Below are 14,959 nucleotides of genomic sequence, written 5' to 3'. Positions count from 1 at the left end.
GTAAGCCTTTTGTTTGATCGATTTAAGTTTATTTTTATTAAATTTTATAAAATTCTTCAAAAGACTTTGTAACATAAGTATGATCCAATACTCCTCCTAGTTCTCTTATAGAATGCATGGCTAGAGTTGGACTTCCAATATCTACAGAGCGTATATTTAAATGAGTTGAAGATATTGGCCCTATAGTTGAACCTCCCCTGGCATCAGATCGATTTACAAACTTTTGCATAGGTACCCCTGCTTTTTCACAAACCAATTCATAAACTGCATCAGAGTTGCTATCAGTTGTATAACTTTGATTTGCACTAATTTTTATAACTGGGCCTTTATTCATGTAAGGCTTATTCGTTGGATCATTTTTTTCAGGACTATTAGGATGAAGTGCATGCGCATTATCGGCAGATATTATAAAAGATTTAGAAATAGCTCTCAAAAAATCCTCACGATTTTTATCTAAACATATTGTAATTCGCTCTAAGATGTTAACTAGCATATTCGAGTCAGCACCTTGCTTTGTTGAACTTCCTACTTCTTCGTTATCAAAACAGACCAATACATTAGTTGCATCTGCAACTGGTGTTTTAGAGAGTGCTCTTATTCCAGCATGTACCATCGCTAAATCATCTAATCTCGAACTTGAAATAAATTCATTGTTTATTCCAATAATTGATCCCTTTTGGTATTCATAAAGAAATAAATCAAAATCAATAATTTGTTTGATATCTACGCACAATTCTTTTGCTATTGCAGTCAATAGGTAATTGTTTTTTTCAAATTCTCCACTCACCATTGAAAGTAATGGTAATGTATCCTTTTGTTTATTTAGTTCAATACCAGAATTAACATCTCTATTCATATGAATAGCAACATTTGGGATTATAAGTATTGGCCTATTAATATTTACTAATCTAGTTTCTGGATATAGAATGTTTTTACCTCTTAGAGTTACCCGTCCAGCTATTGCCAGGGGCCTATCCATCCAGGTGTTTATTATAGGTCCACCATAAACCTCTGTGTTTAGTTTCACATATATATTATCTACTACCATTTCCGGTTTTGGTTTAATTCTAAAACTGGGTGAATCTGTATGTGCTCCAATAATTTTAAAACCATTTTCCTCGATTTTTCCGTTTCCAACTACAAAAGCAGTTAGTGCAGAATCATTTTTAGTAACAAAATATTTTCCACCTTTTTTAAGGTTCCACTTCTCTTCTTCTTTAATCTCCACAAATCCATCTTTGCATAAATCTTCCTTAGCCTTTGCTACAGCATGATAAGCGGTTGGACTATCATAAATATAATCAATAAGATTTTGGGCAAATTCTAATTCTTTACTCATATATATTCCTCCAATGAATGTTAAGGCATATAAGCACTTTGCTTATTCCTTTTATTAGTATAACAAATTTTTTTGATAATATTTCTATATAATCTAAAAAAATGCTATAATTAATTATAAGTAAAATGTTTAAAATAAATATTTTTATTTATACTATATAATCAGAGGTGGAATATGTTATCAAAATTTTTAATTTCAAAGTTTATAAAAAATTATCAAGACACTAATAACAAAAAAGTAAGAGATTCTTATGGTTACTTAGGTGGCTTAGTTGGAATTATTTTAAACATAATTCTTTTTGCTACTAAATTAATTGTAGGATTAATAACAAATAGCATAGCAATTATTGCAGATGCTTTTAACAATCTTTCAGATGTAGCATCGTCAGTTATTACAATCTTAGGCTTTAAATTGGCTAGTAAACCGCCTGACAAAGAACATCCTTTTGGCCATGGAAGACTAGAATATATTTCCGGACTTATAGTCTCCTTTATAGTAATTATAGTAGGTTTTGAATTTATTAAAACCTCATTTAATAAAATTATTCATCCATCAAAAGTAATCTTTAGCCTTGTACCATTTATATTAATATTAGTCTCTATAGGTGCTAAAATTTGGATTAGTAAATTTAATAAAACTATGGGCAAGGCAATAAACTCTTCCGCCCTAGAAGCTTCCTCCACTGATGCATTAAGTGATGTAATTAGTTCAAGCTGCGTTGCACTATCCCTGCTTCTATCTATCTGGATTGACTTTCCAATAGATGGATACATCGGAATACTAGTATCCATCATTATTATTTATGCCGGATATTCACTCATTAAAAAAACTATGAATCCCTTGCTTGGTGAAGCTCCTGATATGGAACTTGTGAAAGGAATTCAATCAAAATTATTATCATTTGACTATATTACAGGTGCCCATGATTTAGTTCTCCATAACTACGGACCTGGCAGGTGTATGGGATCTATTCACGCAGAAGTTCCTTGCGATATATCTATAGTTAAAATTCATGAAATTATAGACAAAGCTGAAAAAGAAATTTCTGAGGAATTTAACCTTTATCTAGTTATTCACATGGACCCTATAAATACAGCTGACGAAGAAGTTAAAGCCTCCCGTTTAGAACTTTTAGGTGTTTTAAAATTTTTTTCTATAATAAAATCAATTCATGACTTTAGAATTGTAGGAGAAGGCGAACATAAGAATTTAATTTTCGATGTTGTTATTGATTTTAATCCCAGCTTTTCAGAAGGAGACGAACTACACTTAGAATCCAATATTAATATAGAACTAAAGAAAATCTACCCGAATTATAATGCCGTGATGACAATAGATAGAGATTATATAGGGGTACAATAAAGTTAAAAAAGTATATATAGCTACTTAATAATAACCGTTTTTCTAAAGAATAATATTTTTTAGAAAAACGGTTATATTTAAATGTCTATAATGGGATATTTATTCGTCGCAATCGGAATCGTCATACCTAATATATTCAATATTTACCTGTTGTAATTGTAATACTTTAAGTCTAATATATATAACCATTTTTTCGGTTACTTTATTATAAAGCTGTACATTTGAATTAGTTTTATGGTGTAAAGGATCTGTATTAATATCGTCTTCAAAAATCCTTACTCCTTCTAATTCACAGTATGGGCTTTCAGTAAAAGTTGTACTATCTCCAGAAGATGCATTAACTACCGGTGGCACTGCATATACAACTTCTGTTACAGCTGTAAATGGGACCTCTATTGTTGTATGAGCAATTCTCCCACTTACAATTTCTTTTTCTACACAGTCAGCAGTAGCGTATTCTATATTTTTTCTTACGAATCCACTTATAAATAATTTCCCAGAAATGAGAGTGCCATCTGCAGCAATTGCACCTGATCTTGGAAGTAGTTTACATTGAGTTAAAAATACATCTTTCTTTATTCTTTTAATTTCAAAGAATGGTTCGTTTAATTTAAACACAGCTTCAACATCTATTTGAATCTCTCTTTCGCCAAGTACTACAGGGATTTTAGCTACTAGAGGGCCATTAATACCGTATGGTGTAATAGTAGTTCCACTACTTAAAGGTAATGTTTGTGAACTAATAATTTTACCACAATTATCGCAAGGATGTACAATTTGATTCTTTTCCAAAGGTAATTCCTCCTTTTATTGAGGTCTCAAGACCTTCTACATAATATGAAGAAATAAAAAAAGTGTTACTTTAGAATAATTTCTCAGGGGTTAATGAATACAAAAGTATTATACTTTAAACCAGTTGTAAGTAGTGTGTTATGTAGTTATATAGGTTTATTGCTACAATACCAACATATTTATATATATGATATAATTGCATAAATGAGATTAATAGGAGGAATTTATATGGGTATTTGTGATAAAATTTCAAAAGAGGTAAGTAAAAATGATTCCACCGCAAAAAATATTGATAATTATAAGATAAATAATATTACAATTAATGATATTCCAGAAATTCGCAGGTGTGTTAGTAAATGTAATCCACTTGACATGCATACACCATATACATACTGGGTAATTGCTAATTTTTTTAGTGAGTGTTCGTTTAAAATTTCGTATGATAATAAGATTATAGGGTTTATAACTTCGATAAAATCATTCAATAATGTATTTTTCATATGGCAAATGGCAGTATTACCTGGTTTTAGAAAAATGGGCTTAGCTCAAATTCTAATTGATACCGTTGTTAAAGTGATAAAAAAACAAGATATCTATTCACTTTATGCATCAATTGATACGGATAATATGGAATCAATGCATTCATTCAGTAAATATGCGAGAAATAAAAATTATACATTACTAAAAAGTGGAGAATTACATATAACAGATTTATTAATAAAAGACTTTGTCGAAAACGAAAATATCTATGAGTTATCTTTTCCCTCTTTATAGATGACACTATAAAGAAAATATACTACATATCAAAATGCTCATGTTTAAATCATACACATTTGACGACTAGCAAAAGCCATACAATGGCAATGATACAATTTGTTTAATGTATGATTGAGGGCCTAACTATACTGCGTTATACCTTAAACTAACTAAAGCAAGAGCAGAAATCTCTGCTCTTGCTTTTCACAATATTTGAAAATATAAATAGTTACTTTATACCTTCAATATATTTCATAATAATCTCTTTAAAATACTTAGGCGAAGAAACTATTGAATTTTTTTAATACAATTTCCAGTTTGAAGCTCCGTTACAATGCACTCAGAAATAAAATTTATACTGCATTGATTATAAACACACTTCGTTGCTAATCATATCTTGGTAAGTTTGTCTTTTACATATAAATCTATGAGTGCCTTCGTTTACTAAAACTACAGCTGCCCTAGGTATTTTATTATAATTACTGCTCATTGAATATCCATAAGCACCAGTTGAAAGTACAGCCACAAGGTCTCCACTACTTACTTTTGGTAACTTAACACCTTCGAGTAATATATCTCCACTTTCGCAACACTTACCGGCTATTGTAACTACCTCGGTACAAGGTCCATCTATTTTATTTGCGAGTACACATTGATATTGTGCATTGTATAAGGCAGGTCTTATATTATCTGTCATTCCACCATCAACTGCCACATACTTTCTAACTTCTGGTATATCCTTTATAGCACCTACAGTATATAATGTAATACCTGCATTAGCCACAATTGATCTGCCTGGTTCTATAACAAGAATTGGTTGTTTTATTCCATATTCTTTTGACTTAATTTTGGTTTCCTCAAGTATTGCGAAGCAAAACTCCTCTATTTCCTTCGGCTCATCACCATGGTCATAATAAACACCAAATCCGCCACCTAAATCTAATTCCTCTATATCATAACTGAATTTTTCTTTTATGTGTTTAATTAAAGTAGTCATTATATTTACAGCATCTTTATAAGGTTCTAACTCAAAAATTTGAGATCCTATATGGCAATGGAGTCCTGCAAGTTTTATGTTTGAAAGCGTTAATGCAGTTTTTATAACTTCTTCTAATTCGTTATTTAATATAGTAAATCCAAACTTTGAATCAATTTGTCCAGTTTTTATATAATCATGAGTATGAGCCTCTATACCAGGAGTTACTCTAAGAAGAACTCTTTGCATAATGCCTTTCTCCTTTGCATTTTCATTGATGATCTCCATTTCATGAAGATTATCTACTACAAAAGTACCCACTCCAAGTTCTATTGCCATTTTTATCTCATCAATAGTTTTATTATTACCATGGAAATATACCTTATCTAATGGAAATCCAGCCTTATAGGCAGTATATAATTCTCCTCCTGAAACTACATCTAAATATAACCCTTCGCATTTTATAATTTCACACATAGCGATAGTTAAAAATGCTTTTCCCGCATAAGCCACTTTATTATTCTCAGTACCAGCTTTAAAAGATTTATAAAACCTTCTACAATTATCTCGAATAAGTTGTTCATCCATTATGTAAAGAGGGGTACCGTATTCCTTGGCTAGAACCTCTGCACTAACACCTGCAATACTTAGTTTATTATCATCATTTTTTATATTACCAAATAATTTCATATATTTCCCTCCTTCAATCCTTTTGTTTATAAGTTGAATTCTTTTGCAATAACTTGTATAGCCTTTGATTTATCTCCTGTTTTGATAGCACAAGTAATCCTTATTTCGGATGTAGTAATCATTTTAATCTCAATATTGTTTTTGCTAAAAACTCTAAACATTCTAGCAGCTACACCAGAGGTTGTCTTCATGCCCAGTCCCACCATTGAAAATTTAGTTATATCCTCATCAACTATAACTTTAGTATCCACTGTTAATTTTTTTATAATTTTTAAACTATCCTTTAAGTTATCTTTAGGTATTGTGAATGATACACTTACCATTCCATCTACAGGTGATGATTGACTTATCATATCTATATTAACTCTTTTACTTCCTATAGCTTCAAAAATGGTAGCTAATATATTCACATCTTTAGGTATATTCTTAAGTGTCACTTCCACATCATCATCGCTCGTAGCAATTCCTGTTACTGGTTTACTTTCCATATTCATGTTCTTTACCTCCTTGATTACAGTTCCTTTTATATCACTATTACTAAGGCCTACATATATAGGTATACTATATTTTTGAGCAAGCTCTATTGACCTTGAATGCATTATTTGAGCTCCCAAACTTGCGAGCTCAAGCATCTCTTCATATTCTATCTCATCTAACTTTTTAGCATCGCTATAAGCTCTAGGATCAACACTATATATTCCAGAAACATCAGTGTATATTTCACATCTTCCATCAAGCTTAACAGCTAAAGCAACAGCTGTAGTATCAGAACCACCTCTACCGAGTGTTGTAATATCACCTTCTCCATTTATTCCTTGGAAACCAGCAACTATTACAATTTTACCTTCTTTTAAGCTTTTTTTAATTTTATTTCCATGTACATCTTCAATTAACGCTTTACCATATTGTCCACTAGTCCGAATTCCAATTTGATAAGCGGTATAACTTATGGCATCATATCCCAGGCTCTTAATTGCCATGGCTAAAAGTGCACTTGAAATTATTTCTCCGGTTGATAATAGTGCATCTAGTTCTCTTTTATCCGGATATTCTCCTATCCCTTTTGATAGAGCCAATAAATCGTCTGTAGTATCCCCCATAGCCGATACTACTATGACTAAATCCGTATCTTTATTTTTTCTCTTTACTATACATTGTGCAATACCTTTAATTTTCTCTGTAGTCCCTACAGATGAACCCCCATATTTTTGAACAACTACTGCCATAATAAAATCACTCCTAATAATATTTACGAATTTTGTATATTACAAACCAAACTACTAATCATTTTAAATGTTTTAACTCCAAAAAAAAACAATACAGCAAAGGAACACCCTTGCTGCATAAATTATATATTTTTATACAAACTTCGTGTACCTTGTAGCTCTCCACTGAAAAATCAGTGACAATTTTGTATATATTATATACAAACCCAGAAAATAACTTTACCAATCTATTTTCTTCGGCTATAGCTCCTTTTCTTATTCCTCTTCATCTGTCGACTCCGAACAAGTACTCTTAGTTACAGCACCTCTACCCTAGGTAGTTTACTTATTTTATTAGTTTCTAGTTTATCACAGTACGTTTATAATCACAAGTATCAATTATAGGGATTTTTGGTAAAATATAAATTTATCTATACTATTTATATATTTCGCTGCTTATACCCTTCTTTAAAAGCATGCTTGCAAGTTCTTTTGCACCCTCTAAAGAATGATCTCTATAATTTCCGCATTGGACTTCATTAGCTGCCGGTATTTCTTTTGTTTCTAATACCTTTTTCAATGCATAATTTAGTGTTTCTATAACCTTGTCCACACTAACTTCATTCCATGCAATCATGTAAAAACCTGTTCTACAGCCCATAGGTGAAATGTCTATAATTCCGTCCATTACTTCTCTCATATATCCAGCAAGCAAATGCTCTAAGGTATGAATAGCTGATATATTCATAAACTCTTCATTAGGTTGCATGAATCTTAAATCAAATTTTGTTACTTTATCACCCTTTTCCCCTGTCTTCACCTCACATTTTCTTACAAAAGGTGCCGCAACCTTTGTGTGATCTAATGAAAAACTTTCAACTTTAACCATATAATCTTACCTCCTAAATTTATTAATTAAGTATTTTTTTATATTGTAAACACTTTTTTACCTACTTACAATTTTACTACAATATATACATAAAAAACAGTGCAAAGGAGAATCTCTTTGTTCAATGGTCTGTTTCATCTTATATATGCACCTATAAATTTAAAAATGAACTTTTGTGCACCCTTTAAATCAAACTACATAATATATATATTACAATGTTATTTAATTTTAGGAGATGATAAAATGTGCGGTATTGCAGGATGGGTTAATTTATACGCTAATATTGAAAAAGACGATAGAATTCTTTTTAAAATGACCGATACCCTAAAACAAAGGGGACCTGATGCTTGTGGTTTTCATTTTTCAAAACATGCTATATTAGGTCATAGACGTTTAGTAGTAGTTGATCCAGAAGGTGGAGCGCAGCCTATGACGAAAAAAATAGGAAATAACACCTATACTATAGTTTATAATGGTGAGCTTTATAATACAGACGATGTACGAAAAATACTAAAAGAGAATGGATTTAGTTTCACCTCATATTCTGATACAGAAGTGCTTTTGGTAGCCTATATTTTCTGGGGCGAAGAATGTGTTAAACATATAAATGGTATTTACGCTTTTGGAGTTTGGAATGAAACTCATCAAACACTCTTTTTAGCAAGAGATCCCTTAGGAGTTAAACCTTTATTTTATACAATCAAAGATAATTCATTAATCTTTGGTTCCGAAATAAAGACTCTCTTAGCTCATCCATTAGTAGATCCAATTCTTGACAAACAAGGCCTTACTGAACTTTTCGGCTTTGGGCCTGCAAGACCTCTTGGCAGTGGTATATTCCAAAATATAAAAGAATTGCCTCCATCGCACAGTTTGATTTACAGTAAAGAAGGCATTAAAACAAAGGAATATTGGAAACTTACTGCTAAAGCACATGATGAAAACCTAGCTACAACTGCAGAGCATATACGTTACTTGCTTGTAGATTCAATTGAAAGGCAACTAGTTGCAGATGTTCCAGTGTGTACCTTTTTATCTGGTGGACTCGACTCAAGCATAATTTCTGCAGTGGCTTCAACTTACTTTAAAAAGAATAATTTACCCAACTTAAATACTTATTCTGTAGATTATGTTGATAATAGAAAGTTTTTTAAACCTACAGAATTTCAACCAAATACAGATGCAGACTGGATTTATAAAATGGTAGATTATATTGGCTCAGATCATCACGATATACTTATTGATACACCTGAGCTTGCATCAGCACTTAAAGATGCTGTTAGAGCTACTGATCTCCCTGGCATGGCGGACGTAGATTCATCGTTATATCTCTTTTGCAAGGAGGTAAGAAAAAAATCCACTGTAGCTTTATCCGGCGAATGCGCTGATGAGCTCTTTGGTGGTTACCCATGGTTTAGGCGTGAAGAAGACATAAATGCCACAACTTTTCCTTGGTCAAAATTCGTAAGTGATAGAAAGAGTATACTCTCTCCTGATCTTCAAAGTCTTCCACTAGAGGAATATGTCCAAGAAAAATATGATGAGAGTCTTCGGAATGTTCCAGGTCTCCCAGGTGAAAGCGCAAGAGAGCATAGAATGAGAGAATTATTCTATTTAAATATAAAATGGTTCATGATAACCTTGCTTACAAGAAAAGATAGAATGAGTATGGCTAGCGGACTAGAGGTAAGAGTTCCTTTTGCAGACCAGAGACTTGTAGAGTATGCATACAATATCCCTATGGATATGAAATATTATAATGGACGTGAAAAAGGAGTATTAAGAGAAGCTCTTACAGGTCTACTTCCAGATGATGTACTTTGGAGGAAAAAGAGTCCTTACCCAAAAACTCATAACCCTAATTATACTATGGCAGTTCAAAAATTGATGAATGTTATATTAAAAGATAAATCTTCACCAATACTACAAATCATAGACCAAAAACATGTTCAAGAGATAGTTGATTCAGGTGGTAATGCATATAAGAATCCTTGGTATGGTCAACTTATGACAGGGCCTCAACTTATTGCTTATTTAATACAAGTAAATACTTGGCTTAAAGAATATAAGGTTATATTAAAATAAATCAAAGCCACGTTGAATATTATTTCAACGTGGCTTTCAATATATCATTCTTATTTTAAGCTTTTTCCATTTGTTCTTATTACTTCTTTATACCAATCAAAGCTCTTTTTCTTATATCTTTCTAGGTTATAAATAACTTTCTTAAGTAGTCTTTCAAACAAAAACACCTTATAGAGTAGACTTTTTATTTGTCTACTTTATAAGGTATAAATTGAATTTTAACTAATTTTATTTACATTACTTCATTATCTAAGTTTGCCCCAGCAAACTGACTATTATAAAGATCTTCATAGAAGCCCTTCTGAGCAAGAAGTTCATTGTGGTTACCCATCTCAATAATACTCCCTTTGTTCATAACTAATATTAATTCTGCATCCTTAATTGTAGAAAGTCTATGTGCAATTACAAAACTTGTTCTATTTTCCATAAGCTCTGTCATTGCCCTTTGAATATAAACTTCTGTTCTTGAATCAACACTACTTGTAGCTTCATCAAGTATCATAATTGTTGGATTTGCAAGTATTGCCCTAGCAATCGTAAGAAGTTGTTTTTGACCCTGAGATATATTAGAAGCTTCTTCATTTAGTATTGTATTATACCCATCAGGAAGAGTCTTAATAAAGTGATGTGCATGAGCAGCCCTTGCTGCCTGCATAGTTTCTTCATCAGTTGCTCCTTCTATGCCGTAAGCGATATTTTCCATTATAGTACCATTAAATAACCAAGTATCTTGAAGAACCATACCAAACATACTACGTAATTCTCCACGTTTTATATCTCTTATGTCAACTCCATCTATTGAAATCTTACCTGCATCTATCTCATAGAAACGCATAAGCAAGTTAACAAGTGTAGTTTTACCAGCACCTGTTGGTCCAACTATTGCAATTGTATGACCTCGTCTTACATCAATATTCATATCTTTAATAAGTGATTCTTCTGATTTGTAACTAAAATCAACATGTTCAAACTTAACTTCTCCCTTAGGAAGCTTAATTACCTTACTATCCGAAGTTTCTGCAATTTGTTCAACTTCATCTAATAATTCAAAAATACGTTCAGCTGAAGCTACTGTTGATTGTATGATATTTGCGATGTTAGCTGTTTGAACTATTGGTTGTGTAAACTGGTTAGAATATTGAATAAAGGCTTGAATATCACCTATAGTTATTCTACCTTGCGTTGCTAGAAATCCACCAACAACACAAACAACTACATACCCTATATTACTAACAAATCTCATCATAGGCATTATTATCCCAGATATAAACTGAGCTTTCCAACCTGAAGTATATAATCTATCATTAATATTTTCAAACTGCTGTATTGAATCTTTCTCATGACCAAATGATTTAACTATTTTATGACCAGTATACATTTCCTCAACATGACCATTGAGTGCTCCGATTTCTTTTTGCTGAGCAGCGAAAAACTTTTGAGATCGTTTTGCAACAAAAGCTGTCACAACAATATAAAGTGGCAATGTTAAAATTACAACTAGCGTCATTAGTGGGCTTATTGTTAGCATCATAACGATAATACCAATTATTGTAACAATAGACGTAATAAGCTGAGTAAGACTTTGTTGAAGAGTTGTTGAAATGTTATCAACATCATTTGTTACACGACTTAATATCTCACCATGAGTTCTTGAATCAAAGAATTTAAGTGGCAACCGTGAAAGCTTATCTTCAACTTCTCTTCTCATATTGTAAACAGTTTTCTGTGCAACTCCAGCCATAATATATTGTTGAAGGAAGCCAAAAACTGTACTTACTAAATATAATGCAAGAAGTAATAAAATTATATTTCGAATATATGTGAAATCTATCATACCGCCATTTACATTCATTATCTTAGAAATTCCAGCTTTAATTTGAGTAAGCCCCTCAATAACTTTAGGACTTTTCGCTGCTGCAGGGTTAGCCTTTATTAAAGCTGCTATTTCGCCCTGCTTAGCATGCAACTGAATTAAACCATACTTATTCATTATGCCTTCTACTAATCTATCTATAGCTTTTGCTGAAATCTTAGGTCCCACTATGGTAAAAACAGTGCTGATGATTGCAAATATAAAAACTAAAATAAAATTAGTTCTTTGAGGTTTTAAATACCCTAAAAGTCTTTTTAATGTCCCTTTGAAGTCTTTGGCTTTAACTATTGGACCCGCAAAGGATCCCATTGGACCACCCGAGCGTCCCATTCCGCCTCCTGAACCTCCACCTGATTTAGTGTTCTTATTGTTTTCACTCATGATAATTCCTCCTCTGAAAGCTGCGACGATACAATCTCATGATATATCTTACAACTAGTTAAAAGTTCTTTGTGAGTTCCAATGCCGCAAATGTTACCATCGTCTATTACTATAATTCTATCTGCGTCCATAACCGTTGCAACTCTTTGAGCAATAATTATAACTGTAGATTTTGCTGTTTCATTTTTAAGTGCTGCACGTAGTTTTGCATCCGTTTTAAAATCAAGTGCCGAAAAACTATCATCAAATATATATATTTCTGGTTTTCTAACTAGAGCACGCGCTATAGATAACCGTTGTTTTTGTCCACCAGAAACATTTGTTCCTCCTTGGGCTATAGGATGATTATACCCTCGTTCCATTCCATTAATAAAATTCGTTGCTTGTGCTACTTTTGCTGCATGCTGAATTTCTTCCATAGTTGCATCATTCTTACCATACTTAATATTTTCAGCAATTGTTCCAGTAAAGAGTACGGTATTTTGAGGAACGAAACCTATCTTTGAGCGAAGGTTTTCCTGACTCATTTCGCGTACATCTACTCCATCGACCAATATTGCACCACTAGTAGCATCATAAAAACGAGGTATTAAGTTGATAAGAGTTGATTTACCCGAACCTGTACCACCAATAATTGCTGTTGTTTCGCCAGGTCTTGTACTAAATGATATGTTACTAATTGCTGGTTGATCTGCACCTGGGTAACTAAATGTTACATCCTTAAACTCAACGAATCCACTTTGTTTATTAGCGAGTATTGTAGTCTTTGGATCTATAATTTCTGATTCCATTTCTAAAACTTCATTTATTCTTATTGCAGACGCCTGAGCCCTTGGTATCATAATAAACACCATAGCAAGCATTAAGAACCCAAATAATATTTGCATTCCATATTGTATAAATGCGATTAATGAACCAACTTCCATGCTTCCAGCGTCTATTCTTTTAGCACCAAACCAAATAATTGCAACTGTCGTAATATTCATAATTAACATCATTACTGGCAATAAAAATGCCATAATTTTATTTACTTTAACAGCATTATTCATAAGATCAGTATTAGCGTCATCAAACCTAACCTTTTCAGTATCTATACGATTAAATGCACGTACAACCCTAATACCAGTAAGTCCTTCACGTAATACAAGATTCAATTTATCTATTTTAACTTGCATTAATTTAAATAATGGCATAGCGAATTTAAGAGTAACACCAATAATAATCCCAAGCAGCGGAATTACAACCGCAAAAATCCATGTTAGTGGACCATCCTCTCTTAAAGCCATAACAATACCACCTATGGCAGTTAAAGGAGCAAAAAGCATAATAGAAAAAATCATCACAGTTGCTGTTTGAACCTGAGTAACATCATTTGTAGTTCTTGTTATAAGGGTAGCAGTACCAACCTTATCAAACTCATGTAGTGAAAATCCTTCGACTTTTGTAAACAATTTATTACGAATAATCCTACCTAGCCCTACAGCAGTTTTTGATGATAGGAATGCAGCTATAACTGAGCATATAACACCACCTGCTGAGATTAGTAACATAAGTCCACCTATTCTAATTATATAATCTATCCCTTTATATGACCCATTAAATCCTAAAAACGAAATAGTTTGAACTACATCCTTCTGAGAGATACCTTTGTCAACTATATCCGCCATTAGCGTCGGTAAATATAGATTTGCAAGTACTTGAACAAAAATCAATATAACTATTGCCATTATTTGCACCGTATACTGTTTTAAAAACCTAAATAATTTCATCATTAATATCATCCCCAATCATTGTTTTACACTATTTTTGCTGATCACTTAAAAGTTTCTTAAGTACATCCAAGCCTTCAAATACTTTATGAATTTCCTCTGCATTTCCCTTACTCATTATGTCTGCAAGGTTTTTTTCAAATTGTTTATGAAAGATTTTATGCATGTCTTTAAACTCCGGCGATATACTTACGTAAACCACTCTCTTGTCATCCGAACTTCTTTCTCTTACTACCATTTCCTGCTTCTCAAGCCTGTCTATAATTCCAGAAACTGTACTATTTGATAAACAAAGTTCATTGCTTAGTTCTGTAATCTTTAGCTTCTTTTTTTTACTTAAAAGCCCCAAAACCATACCTTGAGGTGCAGACATACCTGTATCACTAAGCACTTTAGTCATACTATGTTTAAATAACTGCATAACTTCTTGAAAAAGTCTTGCAACTTCTATACTCTCATTCAATGTTTCCACTACTCAATCACCACCTCGTATATATTTCGCATACAATTGTTTCGTATACGTACATTTAGCTTACGAAATATATTATAATCCCATAAATATTTTATGTCAATACATATATTGAAAATAAATGGGCATACATTTATGCCTGCCTCTACCAGGGTTTACGAATATAAAAAGTAAACTATTTCGGTCCTATTATATAAAATTAGATTACAAAAGAATCACTTGATATTATATGGCTATGTTATATAAACGTACCTTATCCCATATAAGAAACCCTATATGCGAATAATTACAGAGTAAACAGTTCAAACTACTTACATAATTAATTTGTAAAATAATAAATGAGCTTTTAAACTTGGGTATGGACTTAAAGCGT

11 protein-coding genes and 1 riboswitch are annotated in these 14,959 nt (G+C 32.2%); of the genes, 3 read left to right on the top strand and 8 right to left on the bottom strand.

From position 1 onward, the window contains the following. Positions 1-37: 37 nt before the first annotated feature. Positions 38-1,339 (bottom strand): M18 family aminopeptidase, encoded by a 1,302-nt coding sequence (locus LGK95_RS08045; RefSeq protein WP_226123931.1) that lies wholly within the window; start codon positions 1,337-1,339, stop codon positions 38-40. Positions 1,340-1,513: 174 nt separating this feature from the next. On the opposite strand from LGK95_RS08045, the gene LGK95_RS08040 reads away from it, so the two are divergent. Beyond that, entirely contained in the window at positions 1,514-2,701 is a 1,188-nt protein-coding gene (locus tag LGK95_RS08040; protein ID WP_226123930.1) for a cation diffusion facilitator family transporter, read from the top strand. 99 nt (positions 2,702-2,800) lie between these two features. On the opposite strand, the gene LGK95_RS08035 is transcribed toward LGK95_RS08040, so the two are convergent. Continuing rightward, complete coding sequence (locus LGK95_RS08035; protein WP_319001907.1) at positions 2,801-3,493, bottom strand: CsxC family protein; 693 nt, start codon at positions 3,491-3,493, stop codon at positions 2,801-2,803. 228 nt (positions 3,494-3,721) lie between these two features. On the opposite strand from LGK95_RS08035, the gene LGK95_RS08030 reads away from it, so the two are divergent. Then, positions 3,722-4,267 (top strand): GNAT family N-acetyltransferase, encoded by a 546-nt coding sequence (locus LGK95_RS08030; protein ID WP_226123928.1) that lies wholly within the window; start codon positions 3,722-3,724, stop codon positions 4,265-4,267. A 349-nt stretch (positions 4,268-4,616) separates the two neighbouring features. Here LGK95_RS08030 and lysA read toward each other — a convergent pair whose 3' ends face one another. From lysA to LGK95_RS08015, 3 genes are all read right to left on the bottom strand, one after another. Next, a complete protein-coding gene (gene lysA / locus LGK95_RS08025; RefSeq protein WP_226123926.1) occupies positions 4,617-5,915 on the bottom strand; it encodes a diaminopimelate decarboxylase in 1,299 nt (432 codons plus the stop codon). Between the two features lie 26 nt (positions 5,916-5,941). Further along, positions 5,942-7,141 carry an aspartate kinase gene (locus LGK95_RS08020; RefSeq protein WP_226123924.1) on the bottom strand — a complete coding sequence of 400 codons (1,200 nt, stop codon included), beginning with the start codon at positions 7,139-7,141 and terminating at the stop codon, positions 5,942-5,944. A 147-nt stretch (positions 7,142-7,288) separates the two neighbouring features. Then, a riboswitch (Lysine riboswitch) is annotated at positions 7,289-7,459 on the bottom strand. Positions 7,460-7,556: 97 nt separating this feature from the next. Next, complete coding sequence (locus LGK95_RS08015) at positions 7,557-8,009, bottom strand: S-ribosylhomocysteine lyase (RefSeq protein ID WP_226123922.1); 453 nt, start codon at positions 8,007-8,009, stop codon at positions 7,557-7,559. A 243-nt stretch (positions 8,010-8,252) separates the two neighbouring features. Between LGK95_RS08015 and asnB the strand changes: the two genes are divergently transcribed. Continuing rightward, positions 8,253-10,094, top strand: coding sequence for an asparagine synthase (glutamine-hydrolyzing) (gene asnB / locus LGK95_RS08010; protein WP_226123920.1), 1,842 nt, complete (start codon positions 8,253-8,255; stop codon positions 10,092-10,094). Positions 10,095-10,326: 232 nt separating this feature from the next. Here asnB and LGK95_RS08005 read toward each other — a convergent pair whose 3' ends face one another. The 3 genes from LGK95_RS08005 to LGK95_RS07995 are packed head-to-tail and all read right to left on the bottom strand — an operon-like array spanning position 10,327 to position 14,589. Continuing rightward, complete coding sequence (locus LGK95_RS08005) at positions 10,327-12,348, bottom strand: ABC transporter ATP-binding protein (RefSeq protein ID WP_226123918.1); 2,022 nt, start codon at positions 12,346-12,348, stop codon at positions 10,327-10,329. Then, positions 12,345-14,120: an ABC transporter ATP-binding protein gene (locus tag LGK95_RS08000; RefSeq protein ID WP_226123916.1), complete on the bottom strand. Its 1,776-nt coding sequence runs from the start codon at positions 14,118-14,120 to the stop codon at positions 12,345-12,347. Before LGK95_RS08000 ends, LGK95_RS08005 begins: the two co-directional genes overlap by 4 nt. A gap of 28 nt (positions 14,121-14,148) precedes the next feature. After that, positions 14,149-14,589 carry a MarR family winged helix-turn-helix transcriptional regulator gene (locus LGK95_RS07995; protein ID WP_226123914.1) on the bottom strand — a complete coding sequence of 147 codons (441 nt, stop codon included), beginning with the start codon at positions 14,587-14,589 and terminating at the stop codon, positions 14,149-14,151. Positions 14,590-14,959: the final 370 nt, after the last annotated feature.

This window comes from Clostridium algoriphilum, assembly GCF_020443705.1.
GTDB lineage: Bacteria > Bacillota > Clostridia > Clostridiales > Clostridiaceae > Clostridium_AD > Clostridium_AD algoriphilum.
The sequence above is the reverse complement of the archived record's forward strand: the minus strand, read 5'-3'. Positions and strand labels throughout refer to the sequence as shown.

Coding starts and splice junctions, on each gene's coding strand:
- LGK95_RS08030 (WP_226123928.1), top strand. CDS start 3,722: ATGGGTATTTGTGATAAAATTTCAAAAGAGGTAAGTAAAAATGATTCC.
- LGK95_RS08045 (WP_226123931.1), bottom strand. CDS start 1,339: ATGAGTAAAGAATTAGAATTTGCCCAAAATCTTATTGATTATATTTAT.
- LGK95_RS08000 (WP_226123916.1), bottom strand. CDS start 14,120: ATGATGAAATTATTTAGGTTTTTAAAACAGTATACGGTGCAAATAATG.
- LGK95_RS08015 (WP_226123922.1), bottom strand. CDS start 8,009: ATGGTTAAAGTTGAAAGTTTTTCATTAGATCACACAAAGGTTGCGGCA.
- lysA (WP_226123926.1), bottom strand. CDS start 5,915: ATGAAATTATTTGGTAATATAAAAAATGATGATAATAAACTAAGTATT.
- LGK95_RS08005 (WP_226123918.1), bottom strand. CDS start 12,348: ATGAGTGAAAACAATAAGAACACTAAATCAGGTGGAGGTTCAGGAGGC.
- LGK95_RS08020 (WP_226123924.1), bottom strand. CDS start 7,141: ATGGCAGTAGTTGTTCAAAAATATGGGGGTTCATCTGTAGGGACTACA.
- asnB (WP_226123920.1), top strand. CDS start 8,253: ATGTGCGGTATTGCAGGATGGGTTAATTTATACGCTAATATTGAAAAA.
- LGK95_RS08040 (WP_226123930.1), top strand. CDS start 1,514: ATGTTATCAAAATTTTTAATTTCAAAGTTTATAAAAAATTATCAAGAC.